This window comes from Phyllobacterium sp. SB3, from assembly GCF_040009165.1.
GTDB lineage: Bacteria > Pseudomonadota > Alphaproteobacteria > Rhizobiales > Rhizobiaceae > Phyllobacterium.
This window is the reverse complement of the sequence record NZ_JBDYKI010000010.1, coordinates 75,465-91,043: the sequence shown is the minus strand read 5'-3', so window position 1 is coordinate 91,043 and position 15,579 is coordinate 75,465. Positions and strand designations below refer to the sequence as shown.

Here is a 15,579-nt window from a genome sequence, read left to right as displayed (position 1 = left end):
ATGTATTTGTCGGGCAACTGCGTGCCAAGATAGAGCAGGACCCGAACCAGCCGCATTTCATCCGCACCGAGCCCGGCGTCGGGTATAGGTTCATTGCGAACTAAAATTTACTTGTTCAGCACCCGCCCCAGCTCGTTGCTGGAACTTTCGCGTTAAGCTAAACAGGCAATATGTCGATACCGTACTGGGCCATAGTCGTAATGTACCTTGGGCACTACTGGCCTGTTACCCTGACAGTGGTTTTGATCTTTCTGCTTTTAGCTAAGTTCGGTACGCGCGAAACGGTTTGGCGGGTATTCTGGTGCTTTTTGGCAATCATATTGATTGCCCCGGTTTTACTCTGGTTCTATGTCGTGTTTTTAGAGTGAGGTAAACGGGCTCGGCTCGCTGCCTTTGTACGCTGTAAAAATAGTCAGACAGCAAGGATTGTTCGGTTTGGAAAATACGAATTACCCCTCCCGCAGTTCGGTCGGCTTTCAGCGACAGGGGATTGTGGCCGCTTTTCGCACATGGCGTAAAGAGAAAGCTCCATCCGGCCCGGGGCAACTCGAACTCGGTATGCATCAAATTGCATCAGCGGCAGCTGGCTATGACGCCAAGGACATTGCAGTTGTCGTACCAGTGAGAAATGAGCGGAAGTATCTAGGCTCATTTCTGCGGCATTACAGAAATCTTGGTGTGAAACGGTTCATCTTTATTGATGACCAGTCTACAGACGGAACGATAGAATTTTTGTCCGCTCAAAATGACGTCGATGTTTGGCGCTCGACTGTACGGTATTCCGATGCGAAGCGCTCAATCCTCTGGCGCGAATGGATATTCAATCACTACGGGCAAAACAGGTGGTATCTCAATCTCGATGTGGACGAGTATCTCGTCTACCAGGATTGCGATAAGCGTCCGCTTATAGATGTTGTGAAGTACCTTGAGAAGGAAAAGCATTACCGCATGGCTGCGCCCATGATTGATTTCTACTCTGGTCAGCATGCGGCTGCCATTTTGTCAGATGATATATTGCCATGGGAGATTGCAAATCAATTTGACGCAAGTGGATATGTCATCCGGCAGTCGAGCTCCGGATGGTCGATCAAGGGTGGAGTCCGGGGAAGAAAGTTCGGATTGGAAAATCAGTTGATAAAGTACCCGTTGACCTATTGGGACAGCGAGTGCTCTCTAGCCGATGGCATACACAAGCCTTTCCCGTTGAAACGCAATTTCAGCCCGATATACGGCGTAATGTTACATTTCAAATTCTTCTCCGATCTTAAACCGAAGATTGAGATAGCCGTTGCAGACGGTCAGTATTTCTCCAATGCGGCGGAATACAAAATAATAGCAAAAGCCCTTTCTGACGCGCCAGATCTTGAGCTTCGCGATAATAATCGGTCTGCAACATATTCAGGGCCTGACCAATTGATTCAATTGGGATTTATGAAGGAACTATGGTCATCAGTTTAAAGGCGGCCTATCCCGCAGCAGAAATATTGACTGAATTTTCACCTGAGGACAACTCATAAGCTTCTGGAGTATCGAAGGGCACCAGTTCGTAGTGGGATTCGGTTATATCCGGTAAAGTTCTTCTTCGTCTTTTCAACCACCAAACGCCGCACAGATCGACGATACCTCGAGCCCCTCTATCCAGAACCCCATAGTTGGATTGGCCGTTGAGACGAGGGCGGTCTACCACTTCGATATGTATAATACCGAGGCCTTCGCGCATCACCAGCGCCGGTAGGAATCGATGCCAGCCGTCAAAGAATGGCAGTTCACGAAAGAGCTTTGTATAGACTGCCTTGAGGCCGCAACCACTATCATGCGTCTTGTCTTTCAGGATTGCTTCTCTGAGCCCGTTTGCGAATTTGGAGGCCAGTTGTTTCAACCTGCTGTCGGTTCTTTTTGAACGCTGCCCCGCGGCGATTCCAACGCCTGGTCCGGCCGAGATCAATGCGTCCACAAGGCGAGGAATGTAAACAGGATCGTTCTGTCCGTCGCCGTCCATGGTAACGACAATCTCGCCCTTTGCGGCAAGGACACCTGTGCGCACCGCAGCGCTCTGTCCTGCAGATTTGTCGTGACGAATATGGCGCAAACACCTGCCTGCCTTGATCCGCTCATGCAATATGGCAGCGGTCGAATCGGTTGAGCCGTCGTCAACAACGATAACTTCGTAGTCACGGCCATTCATTGCGCTATCGACCTCATCAAGCAGAACGGTAAGGTTTTCGCTCTCATTCCTTGAAGGGATAACTATGGTGATTGCGCGAGTAATCAAATTGGCTGGCCTTTCACATCCGATTGGACATTGCGTAGGGACGCGGATGGTTGCCACGCGACTCTAAGCAAACTCGAATTGTGAAACTACAAACTGACAACAACCTGAACGGGTCAAGGCGCTATGAAGTAGCTCACATCTTCTGTGACGTCAGGGTAGTATTTATATTTTAAACTGATGTGACGAACATTATGAGGCAGGTTTATGCCTGTCGATGCGAGGAATTCCACCAGATTTGAACTCGGCTCGGTTCCAAACCATACGATCAAAGCAGGGCGCTTCAGATGTAATGCTGCATTGGGCATTTCCAGGTGGACTGGATTGATCGACGTATCGAAGAGGCGCAGATTTCCGGGTAGCTGAGGGCCCATGGAGACAACCGACTTATAGTCAGCGTCGGCGCGCGTTACGTTGAAAAGCTCTGCGTAATCCAACTGGCCTATTGAGGGCACATTTCCCTCTCTGGCGTATAACCGGTTAACAGCAAGCGATGGGATGACGATCAGGGCACAAAATACGCCTGCCAGTGCAAAATTGCGCAAGTGCCGTTCATCGGCGATACGCCGCCCGATGATTATGGAAAGGCCAAGTGGAGCAAGAAAAAGGACGGGCTGTAGCCATCGGTCCTTCACTTCAGCGGCTCCGCTAAAAATGACGCCCGCCAGAACAAGCAAGAAAGCAATCAATAAGGTCCGAATGACCAACAGTTCGCCGTCACTCCATGCTTTCTTTGCAGAGCTTTCTTCATGTGGTTTTGCTACTGTGAATATCGCTCCAAAACAAACTAATGCGACACCGGAGAACAGAACGCTATTTGACAATAGCCGCCATATTCCGTGCATTCGACTGCTGAAAAATTGGCCACCCTCATTGACCTGAAACTTATGGGTTCTGGCCAGTAAATTTTCGGTATGCGTGAACGCCCAAAAGGCTGTAGGGGCAATACAAAGCACCAGCGACAGAACCGTCGCTATACTTTTTGTTGACAGCATGACTGAACGATATCCGGGTATGGTCAATGCAGATGCTACAAGAGCGGTCATGAAGAAGATCGCATTGAACTTGCCAAGCAATCCTGCTGCCATTGCAATCCCGAACATTGATGCAGCCAGCCACGATCGCGACTTCATATACCAGGCGAATGTCAAAAAGGCCCAAGCGCAACCTGCCGTGCCACCTACAGAATGCGTGAGAGTTCTTTGGGATTCCCATGCGATCTGAGGAAGAAGGAAGACACCCAGCATACCTGCTGCTGCAACAAGTTTTGTTATGTTAAGTAACCGCGCCCCAAAATATATGCTGGCAAACGTGCTTGCCAGCATCGAAAACTTGACCAGATAGATTGTAAACAGACTGATCCCGAAAAGGCTGCTCGCGAGACTATTTATCCACGTGTACAGTGGCGGCTGGGAGCCACCATACCCCCATTGCAGCGTGCCCATATATGCCAGCTGTTCCGCATCATCCATGCCTGCGCCGTTCGAGATTCCAGTGAGGTAGAAAACCTGGAATGCAAAATACAATAATATAAAAAGTATTGCCGGGCTTCGAGACGCCAAATTCCAAACAGAGGCAGGGGCGGATTTTGTTGGCACTGGGTTAAATGGCATGGCACTTGTCGAGGCTGAGGCACTGCCGTCTTTTATCATGCATTGCCTTCCAGTAAAGCGTGGGCTCTGGCTGGGCCATCGCACCCATTGCTATTTCACTTTTGGATAGCAAACGGGCATGACATGCATATGTCTGAGAGCTGTAAGACTGGAATAAGATTTGCGCCTTGATCATATGCGACGGTGCGAAATTTCATGAGGGTTCTAAAATCCCCGTTCTATCTGGTCGGAGTGAGAGGATTCGAACCTCCGACCCCGTCGTCCCGAACTACCAAGTCAAGGATATTTCCCTTTGTAATCAATAACTTAGTCGTCAAGTTCGGCAACAAAAAGCACGTTCGGCAACGTTCAATCATTGGCAAACGTTGCCGTAGACCGGGCGTAACGTTGCCGTACCATTCCACAAAACAGGAGATTCCATGAGAATCCTTTCAATCCGCGCCTTAACGGGCACGGGCGCTTTAGCGCGTTTCGATTTAGAGCTTAATGAGCATGTCCGTTTGTTTGGTCTGCTGCTCAAGAAATTCCCGGATGGGAAATACCGCACCCATGCGCCGAACAGTTGCGGCAAGCATGTTGCTTCATTTCATCCTGTCATCGCAGAGCAGATCACCAGGGCAGCTGTAGCTGCCCTATCGGAGCGTACAGCCCATGCAGAACGATAAGCAACCGTATTGGACAGCAGGCGTAAAAGACCCGCGCACGCCTGTCGGGAAGATCAAGCTTTCCGACCTTATGAACTACGACCCCCGCTGCAGCTACAAGCACAAGCGAGTCTGGGAATTCCACCTCGGCTGGTCGCATGCCGACTATGAGCATACATCGCTGGCCAGCGTCCGCAAGATATACGACGAGATGACTATCCGAAGTCCTGCTGGTCGCTCACCTCTATCATTAAATCACATAAATCTGGCAAACCGTGATTTATGCGATTGGGGCTATATCACACTGTTAGCCAAAGGTACTGGCCGTAATGCCTCCCGCTTCACCGTAAACTGGGCCCTTCTGGAAAATGCGGCAAATGGGCAGTTTCCAAGTTTGTGTCACCCTGTAGGTGACGCTAATACCGAGACACATTTGTGTCACCCTATAGGTGACAGCACTGTCACCCACGTAGGTGACGCTAATGATGTTTTGCGTAACCCTGTAGGTGACAAAGACCTATCTACTCCGACCCGGGTACAAGACCCGGGTAAGGAAGTAGATAGAATAAATGATTCCGCACCCGCTTTGGCTGGGCTTGCGCCCGCCACGCGTGCGGAAGAAAAGGAAGGCAACTCATTTGATCGTCTGTGGAACGCTTATGGTGTGCGACGAAAGAGGATCGATGCGAAGCAGGTCTTCGATAGTCTTCCTGATAACGTCGACATAGAGGACGTAATCTCAGCAGCAAAACTGTGGAGGGAAGCATGGGCAGCACAGAACAAGTCGGATGCTCCCCGTAAGCACCTCAGCACATGGCTGCGTGACGAGTGCTACCTAGAAGATGCACCCACCGCCTATAAACCTAAGGAGCGCAAACCATCCAAGCTCAAAGCCGAGCCTGCCAATGACGACGAACCAGCGGGTCCATGGATTGGTGATGTCAGCCAGTTTGCTCCAATAGGAACATTCCGGGGCGAGATTATCGACGCTACTGTCAACAAGCTAACCAGCCATAATACCCAAGTGATCCTGACAATCCAGCTCGACGGTATTGCGGAGAAAACGGTGGAGCACAGTTTCTTGTACGAGGCATTCGTCCCCGAGGAGCAGGAACGGGGCCAACGGTTCGTGCGAGATATACAGCGCGCTGTGGGCATTAACAGGGAGATCGAGGACGTGGACGAATTGCTGTACCGGCCTTGCAGCGTAACTATCGGCAACCGGGGTGCGATATCTTACAGGCCGTTGAAAGAGGCGGCGTGAAAATAAAGCGCGCGGGGGACTTGACTTTCCCCACGTTTTCGTGCTTTATACTAGACGCACTTAGAGAGCCCATTAAGAGCTACTCTAAAAGTACAAACTGTTAATACGAATGTCAAGCCCTCTTCGAAAATAAATTCGAGGAGATAAAAAGGAGAACCGCCAAATGATTAAACGCGCATGAACCTCACATTAGCAAACGATAACGAAGAATTTGAAGTTCCGGTGACGGTACCGCCAGAAAAGCAAGCTTTGCGCGAATGGCTTGCGCCACAAATGGTCGGCGCAAAGATAACGAAGATACCAACAAGACCTCAACCAGAGCCCAAGGCATGGAAGCCCAAACGGCTTGAGGTTGCGAACGACAACAAGGAGTCGGTCCCACTATGCGAGGCACTCATCCGCGATAAACGCCATGACGACGCTACGCTAGTTCGTCGTTATCGCCTCCTAGTTGAAGTTGCAGGCCTACCAGGCATGGACGATAATGTTGATGTGGGTAGAGACGGTGTCGAAATCGCGCGCCGTACATCTTTTCCAGATGGCGGTGCGGGCGAGGAGCTAAAAGACCACGGCCAGCGCATAACAGCTAGGCCAATGCTCTCATATGGAACGAAGGTTAAGGTAACTTCGAGCGATATTCCTGCGTCATCTAAGGCGCCTGTCAACCTGTCCGGGAGCGAGGACGCACTAATCGCGCACATAGACGCAAAGGCCGTGCTAGGTCCGCTGCGAGCTGCTATGGGGCCATTGCTAGAAACATTCGAGGACGCGGCACTAGACTGCCTCACACTAACCGAAATCGGCGAGGCACGAGGCTTTAAGGGCAAACAGGCAAGTGCAGCAGCCAAGGCCCTGATTTATGCAGCCATTGAAGCACTGAGCCATGCGTGGACTTGCGACAAGCGCAGGGCTAGAGGTGCAGCCGAATATGCGGAGATAGTGACTGCCCGGGCAAGGCGTGACATAGAAGCCGGAAGGATTCTGTACTTCGGCAAAGATGTGACAGCAAAGCCCTGTGTAATCTATGGCAGGTCAAAAGCTGCATAGTTGAGGTGCACCCTAAGAGCCGCGACATGGGTATGCATGGATAGACAATTTCAAAGGTCGCTTCGGCGGCCTTTTTCTTTGCGCGCGTTCTTGGCGGTTCTCGCGCATGGCTGATGTTTCGGCTCAGCCATAATTCACAAAACACGCTCTGGGTTCCGGTAATCGAGGTTATCGGAAGTTAGAACGCGCCTGTTTTTGCTATCTGCACGGCTGCCGGGATGGCAGTGGCATGATCTCCACTGCGCGTTCCCTCCTTGTCGTGCAGGGTGCAGTTCCGGTGCATATGCACCAAATCAATCGCGGTGTTTTTCAAACTTCCATCGCGACTTTGGCGGGCCTTCGGGCCTGCCTTTTTTATTGCCCAAACGAAAAACTTACAAATGAAAGGCGGTCCGTGATGCAATACGGCCTACGCGATATCTCGCGCGACGATGCTTCGCGCGTCCTCCGCATAAATCTCAATTCACTAGACGTCATGGTCCACCGCTTCACGCTTGGCGAACGCCGCAAAGGTGCACGCCTATTTTCTCTGCGTGATCTCGCCACCATCAAATCCGCCCGTGCCTTGGCTGGTCCAGAGTTTAGTCTGGATGAAGCGTTACAGATTTGCGGGCCACCCTTGGCTCGTGAGCCTCATTCCGATGACGTTCTGATCGTCACCGATGACGCCGCATGGATTCAGCATGATCACGATGACTGGCCTGAGTGCAACTGCTCGATCGTACCTGTCGGCAGGACAGCCAAAGAAATCAAACAAAAATTGGAGGCCCTATGAAGTGGCCGTTTTCTAAACCCGCGCCTGTCGTGGAAACCAAGGCCGATACATCCGGATACGCAGTCCCCGCCGATTGGCTTTTTGAACTGTTCGGCGCCGGTGCTGCAGGATCATCCGCAGTATCGGCTGCAACCGCATTGACCGTGCCGGCAGTGCAGGCTGCTGTCCGCGTCATATCCGAAGCTGCGGCAAGCCTGGATGTTACGGTAAAACGCAAGGTTGGCGATGCTGAGGTTGACGTGCCAGAGCATCCGGCAGCCAAGCTACTGACTGGTGCCGCCAATCCTTGGACATCAGGCTATGAGATTATTCGAGATCTAGTGTCGGAAGCCTTGACACACGATGCTGGCGGATTTGCGTGGGTCAACCGCGTGTCAGGCAGGCCCGCTGAGGTCATTCACTATGATCCGGGTAGCATCGGCGTTGCCTACTCGACGAAGGGCACTGGCGAGCCAACCTACCGGCTTAGCGGCAAGAAAATCAACAGCGCCGATGTGATCCACTTACGCGGCCCGTTCTCAAAGTGTCCGCTCACATTGGCACGGCAGGCAATTGGCCTTGCACATCTAATGGAGTCCCACGCTTCGAACCTGTGGCTCAACGGCGGCTCCCCTAAAGGTGTGATTGAGACACCTAAGAAGGTTGGCGATGATGGGATCAGGAAGATGATTACCGCGTGGCGAGCCGCTCATGACGGTCCTGCCAACGCCGGTAAAACTGCAATCCTTTTTGACGAGGCTACTTATAAGCAACTGGCTCTTTCATCAACGGATGGCCAGTTCCTTGAAAATCGCCAGTTCCAGATTCTGGAAATTGCCCGGGCTTTCCGCGTTCCACCGGGGATGTTGTTTGAGCTCACGCGCAACACATGGGGGAATTCAGAACAACAGGCAAAGGAGTTCATCTCCTACACGCTGGTTCCATGGATTCGCTCACTGGAAGCAGCGCTCAACCGCGCCTTGTTCACAGACAGCGAGCGCGGTGAATATCGGATCGCATTCGACATTGACGATACCAGCCAAGCCGACCTTACGGCAAGGGCAACGGCGATTTCATCACTAATAGCCTCGAAGGTTCTGAACCCAAATGAGGCACGAGACTGGCTCGGATTAGAACCCCGTGCTGGAGGCGAGGTTTATGAAAATCCCGCAATAACGGTTGCACCAGCAGCCAACGATAACAACCAGCCAAAACAGGAGGCCGCGTGACAAAGATCACTAGCCTATACGACGGCGAACACCGCGAATTCGAAATCAAACGTGAATTCGTACCATACATCGAACAAAGCCTTGGACGATCATTATACGCCGTCTTGAAGGACTTCACTAATGGTCACTGGACTTACCCAGACGTGGCGCAGGTCATTTCATTCGCGCTTAAGGGCCCGTCTGTAACTGATCGGCAGACCATCGGTTACGCTCGGCAAGCGGCCAAGTTCGGCTTCGCTCATCCGCCATTTCATTACAAACCGCACCCTGACGTTATTGCCGTCCTTGAGCGGGATGGTCACGGCAACTTCGCTGACTTGGCCGCCGAGATTCTGACCATAGCAGTTTTTGGCGACAAGGAGTCCGTTGATGGAGAGGCTTGAGTTCAAAGCCGCATTCACCGCGGACGAGACTGGCCTGGTCGAAGGCAAGGCTTGGGACTTCTCTTCGCCTGACCGTGTGGGTGACGCCATCGAGCCATCTGCATTCGCCAATGCGGTTGGAAAGTCTTTGCCAATGCTGTTCGCACACGATCAGGCGCAAGTGCTTGGCACGTGGGATGGCGTTAGCGTTGAGTCCGATGGCTTGAAGGTCAGCGGCAAGCTGCTCGTCGATGACGTGTCGCGTGCCAAGGAGGTTCGCGCCCTGCTCCAGGCAAAAAGTGTAACCGGCCTCAGTATCGGTTTCATGACGAAAAAGGCACTGCCCCGAAAGGGTGGCGGACGCACAATCACTGATCTGGATCTTGTCGAGGTAAGTCTCGTCGCAATCCCGGCTCACCCCAATGCTCAAATCACTAATACCAAGGCCGCTGGCCAGGAAGAACAAACCATGACAACTGAAAACACCGCAGTAGCAATCGACACCAAAGCAATCGCCGATCTAGAGGCCAAGCTGGCCGCGCGTCTTGACGCAATCGAAGCCAAGGCAAACCGCCTTGAGGCCAGCAACGACAACGACGAACCGACTGCCGAGCTTGAAGCCAAGGCGCTCAACCAATTCTTGCGCACCGGCTCTGTTGATCCAGAACTTAAAACGCTCACTATCGGCGCTCCGGCTGCCGGCGGTTATACCGTTGCGCCAGAATATTCGACGAACATCATCAAAAAGCTCATTGAACTGAGCCCGATGCGGCAAGTTGCTTCCACTCTGTCGATTGGCACGAGCAAGGTATTTATTCCTACCTTGGCAACCGATGCTGCTGGTGGATGGGTTACAGAAGTCGGTACACGCCCATCGTCTGAGCCTACCTTTGGACAGATTGGCATCGACGTTCATGAGCACGCGGTCATCATTCCGATTTCGCGCCAGCTCTTGGAGGACAGTTTCATCGATCTTTCGAGCCTGCTTGCTGATCGCATCGCGCAGAAGTTTGCTCAGGCTGAAAGCCTGGCATTTGTTTCCGGCGATGGCACGGGCAAGCCCTCCGGTTTGCTTGATAGCGAGAACGTTTTTGAGGGCGTAGAGACCGCACTTGACGGCTCCGATCTGATCGAAGACCTGATCGCTCTTTATTACAGCCTGCCTTCCGCTTACGCTGCAAAGGCCACATGGGCGATGCCACGTGCCACGATTGGTAAGGTTCGCGCTGCTGCCGATGGTATCGGACGTGGCATCTGGGCTGACTCGGTGCAGGACGGTACGCCGGCCCGCTTCCTCGGCGCTCCGGTTCGCGAATTTCCTGACCTGCCTGCCTTCGCAGCATCTGCAAAGGCTGTCGTCCTCGGCGACTTCTCGAACTATCAGATCGTCGATCGCATTGGCCTGGACATCCTGCGTGATGATTACACAGGCGCCGACAATGGCATCGTGAAGTTCCGTGCGCGCCGTCGCGTTGGTGGTTCGCTGCTTCTCGCTGACGCCTTCCGCGTTCTGACTGTCGCTGCGGAGTAACTAATACCGAGGGGGAGCTTCGGCTCCCCTACTTACACAGGGCGGCAATTCCTTGGGTGATGGCCGACACTTAAATCCTGCACCGAGCCGCCCATTCAGACATGTGTCGGTACAGGAACGGCAAGTGCTACCTGAGAACTAGCGCGAAAACCGGAGCCCGCGTTAGGGCACCAAAGGACCACTGCAGCACCTGCCGAAGCAGTGGGATCTTGGCTGCAGTGGTCCTTTTCATTTCAAGGAGCCAACATGGCCAACCGTATATGCCCTTGTGGCTTCTCAGTACCCAAAGGTACGAAGTGTGACTGCCAGGCAAGGCGAACCACGGAACGGCAGAAGGTCAACGATGCCCAGCGTGGTAGTGCTGCCAGTCGTGGCTATGACGCCGACTGGTCAAAGGTGCGCGCTCATCACCTTCACCACCATCCCAACTGTGTGGTGTGTGGTAAGCCTGCCTCGCATGTGGACCATATTCAATCGGTAAGAGATGCACCACAGCTAAGGCTAGTGGATAGCAATCTGCGAAGTATGTGTGGTCCATGCCATTCGAGGCGCACTGCTAAGGACCAGTCAGCTAATTGGGGTCATTGAAGAAGGGAGCAATTCTCATTCTCCGATTGCATCTTTGCAAATGCCCGTAATGTCTTTTCGCTTTCGTCTAGCCAAGCATCGGCATCACCCCCAATGGGCAAGTTGGACAATGGGTTTGTTATTTTTGCAGTCGTTTTCTCATAGAACCTTCCCAGGTCGAAATCGCGCCCATGCATTGAGTTCTGCGGAATCATGGAGATTGGCAACTGCTTGTACATTTCCGTTTGCAACGCATGGTTTCCATTTGTGGCATCCAAAAAGTTCATCCCTTCACGCCAGCCTATAGCGAAGAGTCTTTTCATCTCATCTCCATTTCCAAGCATAGTGGCGAATACCGAACACCGGAAGGCGGCTCCAGCAAGCTTGGCCTGCTTCACATGCAGGATATCCGCGTTGGAAATCGATATCGTCATCGACAGCATGACAAGACAAAACAATAGGCGCATCGCATCCCCCAACCCATGTCCATTCACACAGCATCCCACGACCGGGGGCTGGTCGTCAATTTCTTCGATTCCGCTAGGGACCACCCGCGCCCCAGATTCACCATTTCAATCTAATTCAGATTCCATAACTATGGAATAGCAAGGAAAACCCAATGGCAATTGTCACTTTGGAAGCGATGAAGGCTGAGCTCGGCATCCTAGATGATGTCGATGACACCATGATTTCCGCAAAAATTGAGGAGTCTCAGGCGTGGTTAGAGTCATTTCTTGGCTACGCTATCGCCGACGAATACCCAGACACAGTTCCTGCAGACTTAGTGATGGCCGTAAAAATGCAGTGCGCTCATATGTATGAAAACCGCGAAGCCACTATTGCAGGCGTGTCTATCCAGCTTGTACCAAACGGCGTCGACGACATCATAGCTAATCGGCGCAGGTACAGCTTCGATGGCGCGTAGAGACGTAGACGCTATTCGAAAGGCACTGCTCTCCATCCCCATACAGGTCCGCAAAGACATCGATCCGGCCATTGAAAAAGGTGCCGAAGAGATGGCTGGACGCATGAGATACCTCGCTCCAGACGACCCGAAGACGAACGGAACCGACCTTAAGGGAAGCATCAAGAAAACCCGTGGCGACGTGCCGTTGGCGATCCGCGTATCAGCCATAGACATCGGTCCTGACGGCTTCGACAACGCGCTCGCGCAAGAATACGGCACCGCAGATATGCCTGCCTCACCGTTCTTCTGGCCATCGGTAAACACCACCAAAAAGCGCGTGAAGAGTCGAATAGACCGCGCCATTAGCAAGGCCATTGATAAGGCTTGGAGAAAGTAAAATGGATATTTCAATACTACGCATGGGTCGTTGTCACGTCACATGCGAGCGCTCGACGATCGTTGCCGCATTTGATGCACGCGTCGGAGATTTCAAAATTCACAACGCTCAGGTTCGCGAGGACCACACGGACGGAAGGCTATTTATAAGCTTCCCCGGGCGAAAGACGTCTGGCGTTTCTTTGGCGTATGGCGAGACCCGCGATGCGTTGATCAATGCTGCCGCTTCTGCATACAAGGAGCTGCCATAATGGAAGCATCATTAGCAGCCCAACGGCTCGCCATCATCAGCATGCGCGCACGTCCGGCGCTGCTGGCCTTGGTGCCATCCGTGAACATCATAGATCGAAACGAACGTCCCGAAATTTTTCCCTGCATTATCTGCGGTGAAGCGCAAACAGTTGGGGAGGACATCGATTGTGCCGATACCTCAACGGTGTATTTGACGCTCCACGTGTGGACTAAGGAAAACGTCTTTACGGCCTGCAAGACTATTGCTGGCGAGATCAGGCGTGCCTTGCGCAATGTAAGTGCTGTCCAAGATGGATTTTCTTTGGATTTTTCCTTCGAAGATAGCCGATTCTTGCGCGATCCATCAGGCATTTACAGCCATGGGGTCGTCACTTTCAACGTGCTTGCAGAGGATTTAGTGTCGCTATGAGGGCAGGAAAATTAGATAATGTCATCGATATCATGCGTGCAACGGATGGTGATGACGGCCTCGGTGGTCCGCCTATCCCAGGTATGGGACCGCCCGAGTCCATCTACGAGCTTCGTGCCCAGATTATTGAAGCGAATACCGAGGAATACATTCGGGCTTGGGGTGCCAGCACCGAACGTTTGATCATTTTCCGCACCCGACACGTTGATGACATTCAGGTCGGTGACTTCATTAAATACGACGACCGCGACTTCAACATCAAAGAAATCAAACCTATTGGCCGCCGCCGTGGATTGGAAATCCGTTGTGTCGCGAGGGGTGCATAATGGCCAGAGGTAGAAAAGCGGAAATCACCGCCATCGACGGGGCAATTTCTGTAGCTCCTCGTGCTCCATCATGGATGCCCAAGCACGCGAAGGCAGAATGGCAGCGGATTGTTCCGCTGCTTGTCATGGATCGCAAGTTGGCATCGCATGAACTTCAGTCCGTAGAATCTTATTGCCTATCTGTGGCCCGCATCCGCGAGGCTGAAGAGGTGATCCAGCGTGAGGGCATGACCTACCGCGCACCAGACGGAACGCCTCGTAGGCACCCCGCTACGGCCATCCTCAAGGAACACCAAGAAGCTGCTCGCCGGTTGCTTATCGAGCTTGGCGGTACACCCGCAAGCCGTGGAAAGAACAAGGGAGGGGCAAAGGGAAATGACGAAAACACAGACCTCGGAGACCTCTGATCCAAACGCCTGGCTATTCGACGATTCCCCCATTCCGGATCCGCAAGGCAAAGGCGAACGCGCTGTTAAATTTATCAAGGCGCTTCGCCACCCAAAATCCAGTCTCCCGAAACAAGCCTTTGATCTAAGCCCGTGGATGGAGCGGCTGACACGTCGAGTGTTCGGTGATGTGCGTGATGACGGCCAGCGCAAGATTAAGACGGTTTTTCTCATGGTTGGCCGTGGCAATCGCAAAACTACGCTTGCGGGTGCATGGGCTGCGCTCACGACTATAGGTCCAGAACGCCGTCCAGACAGTCGCACATACGCGATTGCCAACAGCCGCGAGCAGTCCGCACTAACTTTCGATGAGCTTGCAGGCATATGCAGAGCCCATCCTCGCACTCTTGAGGCCACATATATTCAGGATTCGCTGAAGCGTGTCACACACTCAAAATCCAAAGCGAGGTTCGCTGCCCTATCTAATGAAGCCAAGACCGCCCACGGTTTGACACCGGTTTTCTGCGTGGTCGACGAGCTTCATGAGTTTACCAAGTCTGATCTGTACGATGCCATGCAGACTGGCCTGAACAAATCAGCAAACACGCTGATGTTCATCGCCACGACTGCCGGTGTCGGCACCACAACCGCTGCATATAATGTATATGAGTACGCCAAACGGGTGGCATCGGGCGTGGTTGAGGATGAAGCATTCCTGCCCGTCTTGTTCGAGATGGTCAAAGATGACGATTACCGTGACGAGAAGGTCTGGTTTAAAACCAATCCGGGCCTTTCATGCAGCCCGCCTTATCCCGATCTTGACGGTTTGCGCAAGTTTGTGCGCGAAGCCGAGCATCGGCCAGCCTCAAGGGAAGTGTTTAAACGCCTTCACCTTGGCCAATGGCTAGACGGTGCGGCAGAGCCTGCTTGGGACATGTCGATCTGGGATGAAAACGCCGCTCCATATGACTTGGACGCGCTTGAGGGAAAACGGGCGTGGATAGCGGTGGATCTGAGCAAACGCGTCGATCTGACTGCTGTCGGCATCTGCATTGAGGTGGATGACGTGCAGTTTGCGCTGCATGTTCAGGCTTTTGCGCCTTCCGAAGGCATTCGAAAGCGTGCCGATACTGATACGGCACCATACCCGTTATGGCGTGATCAGGGTTATTTGACCGAATGTCCCGGTGATATTGTCGATCTGGGTACGGTTGAGGACTACATTATTAGCCTATGCGACCGCTTTGACGTTCAGGAAATCTGCTTCGACAAGTGGTCAGCACGCGCCACAATGGAGTCACTTGAGGATAAAGGGCTGCCGGTCGTGGAATTTCCTCAGAATGTCGCAACCTACGCCAAGCCAGTCAACGATTTTGAGGATGCCATGTTTAATCGGCGTCTTATGCACGGTGGAAATCCACTACTTCGATGGGCAGTCGGCAATGTGGTCCTTTATTCAGACGCCAGCGAAAATCGCAGGCCACTAAAAGACAAATCCGTAGATCGCATCGACCCTGCCTGTGTAAGCATCATGTCCGTCGGTCGCGCCATGGCAGGCAACACTGGCCGCAGCTCCTACGACAGCGCCAGCGACGACGATCTCTACCTAACTTTTTAAAGGAG

The 15,579-nt window shown here is 52.7% G+C and carries 18 protein-coding genes and 1 pseudogene; 16 read left to right on the top strand and 3 right to left on the bottom strand.

Annotated elements, in window-relative coordinates; genetic code table 11:
• Positions 1-2: 2 nt before the first annotated feature.
• Positions 3-104 (top strand): annotated as a pseudogene (locus ABKW30_RS25940) (helix-turn-helix domain-containing protein); the annotation flags it as partial.
• Between the two features lie 331 nt (positions 105-435).
• On the top strand, positions 436-1,458 hold the full coding sequence (locus tag ABKW30_RS25935) for a glycosyltransferase family 2 protein (protein WP_348601840.1): 1,023 nt from the start codon (positions 436-438) through the stop codon (positions 1,456-1,458).
• Positions 1,459-1,465: 7 nt separating this feature from the next.
• On the opposite strand, the gene ABKW30_RS25930 is transcribed toward ABKW30_RS25935, so the two are convergent.
• Both ABKW30_RS25930 and ABKW30_RS25925 read right to left on the bottom strand, forming a co-directional pair.
• Positions 1,466-2,272, bottom strand: coding sequence for a glycosyltransferase family 2 protein (locus ABKW30_RS25930; RefSeq protein WP_348601839.1), 807 nt, complete (start codon positions 2,270-2,272; stop codon positions 1,466-1,468).
• A gap of 113 nt (positions 2,273-2,385) precedes the next feature.
• A complete protein-coding gene (locus tag ABKW30_RS25925; RefSeq protein ID WP_348601838.1) occupies positions 2,386-3,741 on the bottom strand; it encodes a glycosyltransferase family 39 protein in 1,356 nt (451 codons plus the stop codon).
• Between the two features lie 560 nt (positions 3,742-4,301).
• Between ABKW30_RS25925 and ABKW30_RS25920 the strand changes: the two genes are divergently transcribed.
• From ABKW30_RS25920 to ABKW30_RS25890, 7 genes are all read left to right on the top strand, one after another.
• Complete coding sequence (locus ABKW30_RS25920) at positions 4,302-4,547, top strand: hypothetical protein (RefSeq protein WP_348601837.1); 246 nt, start codon at positions 4,302-4,304, stop codon at positions 4,545-4,547.
• The gene (locus ABKW30_RS25915; RefSeq protein WP_348601836.1) at positions 4,534-5,790 is read left to right on the top strand and encodes a hypothetical protein; all 1,257 of its coding nucleotides are present in this window, start codon (positions 4,534-4,536) and stop codon (positions 5,788-5,790) included. The genes ABKW30_RS25920 and ABKW30_RS25915 overlap by 14 nt, the downstream gene beginning before the upstream one ends.
• Positions 5,791-5,967: 177 nt before the next feature.
• Complete coding sequence (locus ABKW30_RS25910) at positions 5,968-6,837, top strand: hypothetical protein (RefSeq protein WP_348601835.1); 870 nt, start codon at positions 5,968-5,970, stop codon at positions 6,835-6,837.
• A gap of 397 nt (positions 6,838-7,234) precedes the next feature.
• Positions 7,235-7,612 (top strand): hypothetical protein, encoded by a 378-nt coding sequence (locus tag ABKW30_RS25905; protein ID WP_348601834.1) that lies wholly within the window; start codon positions 7,235-7,237, stop codon positions 7,610-7,612.
• The gene (locus ABKW30_RS25900) at positions 7,609-8,820 is read left to right on the top strand and encodes a phage portal protein (RefSeq protein WP_348601833.1); all 1,212 of its coding nucleotides are present in this window, start codon (positions 7,609-7,611) and stop codon (positions 8,818-8,820) included. Before ABKW30_RS25905 ends, ABKW30_RS25900 begins: the two co-directional genes overlap by 4 nt.
• Positions 8,817-9,203 carry a hypothetical protein gene (locus ABKW30_RS25895; RefSeq protein WP_348601832.1) on the top strand — a complete coding sequence of 129 codons (387 nt, stop codon included), beginning with the start codon at positions 8,817-8,819 and terminating at the stop codon, positions 9,201-9,203. Before ABKW30_RS25900 ends, ABKW30_RS25895 begins: the two co-directional genes overlap by 4 nt.
• Positions 9,190-10,713 (top strand): phage major capsid protein, encoded by a 1,524-nt coding sequence (locus tag ABKW30_RS25890; RefSeq protein ID WP_348601831.1) that lies wholly within the window; start codon positions 9,190-9,192, stop codon positions 10,711-10,713. Before ABKW30_RS25895 ends, ABKW30_RS25890 begins: the two co-directional genes overlap by 14 nt.
• A 581-nt stretch (positions 10,714-11,294) precedes the next feature.
• On the opposite strand, the gene ABKW30_RS25885 is transcribed toward ABKW30_RS25890, so the two are convergent.
• Positions 11,295-11,747, bottom strand: a complete 453-nt coding sequence (locus ABKW30_RS25885; protein ID WP_348601830.1) for a hypothetical protein — start codon at positions 11,745-11,747, stop codon at positions 11,295-11,297.
• 152 nt (positions 11,748-11,899) lie between these two features.
• Between ABKW30_RS25885 and ABKW30_RS25880 the strand changes: the two genes are divergently transcribed.
• From ABKW30_RS25880 to ABKW30_RS25850, 7 genes are read left to right on the top strand one after another with little or no spacing between them, the layout of a single operon-like run.
• Positions 11,900-12,205 carry a head-tail connector protein gene (locus tag ABKW30_RS25880; protein ID WP_348601829.1) on the top strand — a complete coding sequence of 102 codons (306 nt, stop codon included), beginning with the start codon at positions 11,900-11,902 and terminating at the stop codon, positions 12,203-12,205.
• Positions 12,195-12,584 carry an HK97-gp10 family putative phage morphogenesis protein gene (locus tag ABKW30_RS25875; protein WP_348601828.1) on the top strand — a complete coding sequence of 130 codons (390 nt, stop codon included), beginning with the start codon at positions 12,195-12,197 and terminating at the stop codon, positions 12,582-12,584. The genes ABKW30_RS25880 and ABKW30_RS25875 overlap by 11 nt, the downstream gene beginning before the upstream one ends.
• 1 nt (position 12,585) lies before the next feature.
• Positions 12,586-12,834: a hypothetical protein gene (locus tag ABKW30_RS25870; protein ID WP_348601827.1), complete on the top strand. Its 249-nt coding sequence runs from the start codon at positions 12,586-12,588 to the stop codon at positions 12,832-12,834.
• On the top strand, positions 12,834-13,244 hold the full coding sequence (locus ABKW30_RS25865; RefSeq protein ID WP_348601826.1) for a DUF3168 domain-containing protein: 411 nt from the start codon (positions 12,834-12,836) through the stop codon (positions 13,242-13,244). The genes ABKW30_RS25870 and ABKW30_RS25865 overlap by 1 nt, the downstream gene beginning before the upstream one ends.
• Positions 13,241-13,570 (top strand): phage head closure protein, encoded by a 330-nt coding sequence (locus tag ABKW30_RS25860; RefSeq protein WP_348601825.1) that lies wholly within the window; start codon positions 13,241-13,243, stop codon positions 13,568-13,570. The genes ABKW30_RS25865 and ABKW30_RS25860 overlap by 4 nt, the downstream gene beginning before the upstream one ends.
• Entirely contained in the window at positions 13,570-13,977 is a 408-nt protein-coding gene (locus ABKW30_RS25855; RefSeq protein WP_348601824.1) for a phage terminase small subunit P27 family, read from the top strand. The genes ABKW30_RS25860 and ABKW30_RS25855 overlap by 1 nt, the downstream gene beginning before the upstream one ends.
• The gene (locus ABKW30_RS25850) at positions 13,946-15,574 is read left to right on the top strand and encodes a terminase TerL endonuclease subunit (protein WP_348601823.1); all 1,629 of its coding nucleotides are present in this window, start codon (positions 13,946-13,948) and stop codon (positions 15,572-15,574) included. Before ABKW30_RS25855 ends, ABKW30_RS25850 begins: the two co-directional genes overlap by 32 nt.
• The last annotated feature ends 5 nt before the right edge of the window (positions 15,575-15,579 follow it).

What these genes read in the sequence shown, in the direction of transcription:
- ABKW30_RS25880 (WP_348601829.1), top strand. Translation starts at nt 11,900, where the DNA reads ATGGCAATTGTCACTTTGGAAGCGATGAAGGCTGAGCTCGGCATCCTA.
- ABKW30_RS25860 (WP_348601825.1), top strand. Translation starts at nt 13,241, where the DNA reads ATGAGGGCAGGAAAATTAGATAATGTCATCGATATCATGCGTGCAACG.
- ABKW30_RS25865 (WP_348601826.1), top strand. Translation starts at nt 12,834, where the DNA reads ATGGAAGCATCATTAGCAGCCCAACGGCTCGCCATCATCAGCATGCGC.
- ABKW30_RS25850 (WP_348601823.1), top strand. Translation starts at nt 13,946, where the DNA reads ATGACGAAAACACAGACCTCGGAGACCTCTGATCCAAACGCCTGGCTA.
- ABKW30_RS25915 (WP_348601836.1), top strand. Translation starts at nt 4,534, where the DNA reads ATGCAGAACGATAAGCAACCGTATTGGACAGCAGGCGTAAAAGACCCG.
- ABKW30_RS25885 (WP_348601830.1), bottom strand. Translation starts at nt 11,747, where the DNA reads ATGCGCCTATTGTTTTGTCTTGTCATGCTGTCGATGACGATATCGATT.
- ABKW30_RS25890 (WP_348601831.1), top strand. Translation starts at nt 9,190, where the DNA reads ATGGAGAGGCTTGAGTTCAAAGCCGCATTCACCGCGGACGAGACTGGC.
- ABKW30_RS25875 (WP_348601828.1), top strand. Translation starts at nt 12,195, where the DNA reads ATGGCGCGTAGAGACGTAGACGCTATTCGAAAGGCACTGCTCTCCATC.
- ABKW30_RS25910 (WP_348601835.1), top strand. Translation starts at nt 5,968, where the DNA reads ATGAACCTCACATTAGCAAACGATAACGAAGAATTTGAAGTTCCGGTG.
- ABKW30_RS25870 (WP_348601827.1), top strand. Translation starts at nt 12,586, where the DNA reads ATGGATATTTCAATACTACGCATGGGTCGTTGTCACGTCACATGCGAG.
- ABKW30_RS25905 (WP_348601834.1), top strand. Translation starts at nt 7,235, where the DNA reads ATGCAATACGGCCTACGCGATATCTCGCGCGACGATGCTTCGCGCGTC.
- ABKW30_RS25900 (WP_348601833.1), top strand. Translation starts at nt 7,609, where the DNA reads ATGAAGTGGCCGTTTTCTAAACCCGCGCCTGTCGTGGAAACCAAGGCC.
- ABKW30_RS25855 (WP_348601824.1), top strand. Translation starts at nt 13,570, where the DNA reads ATGGCCAGAGGTAGAAAAGCGGAAATCACCGCCATCGACGGGGCAATT.
- ABKW30_RS25925 (WP_348601838.1), bottom strand. Translation starts at nt 3,741, where the DNA reads ATGGATGATGCGGAACAGCTGGCATATATGGGCACGCTGCAATGGGGG.
- ABKW30_RS25920 (WP_348601837.1), top strand. Translation starts at nt 4,302, where the DNA reads ATGAGAATCCTTTCAATCCGCGCCTTAACGGGCACGGGCGCTTTAGCG.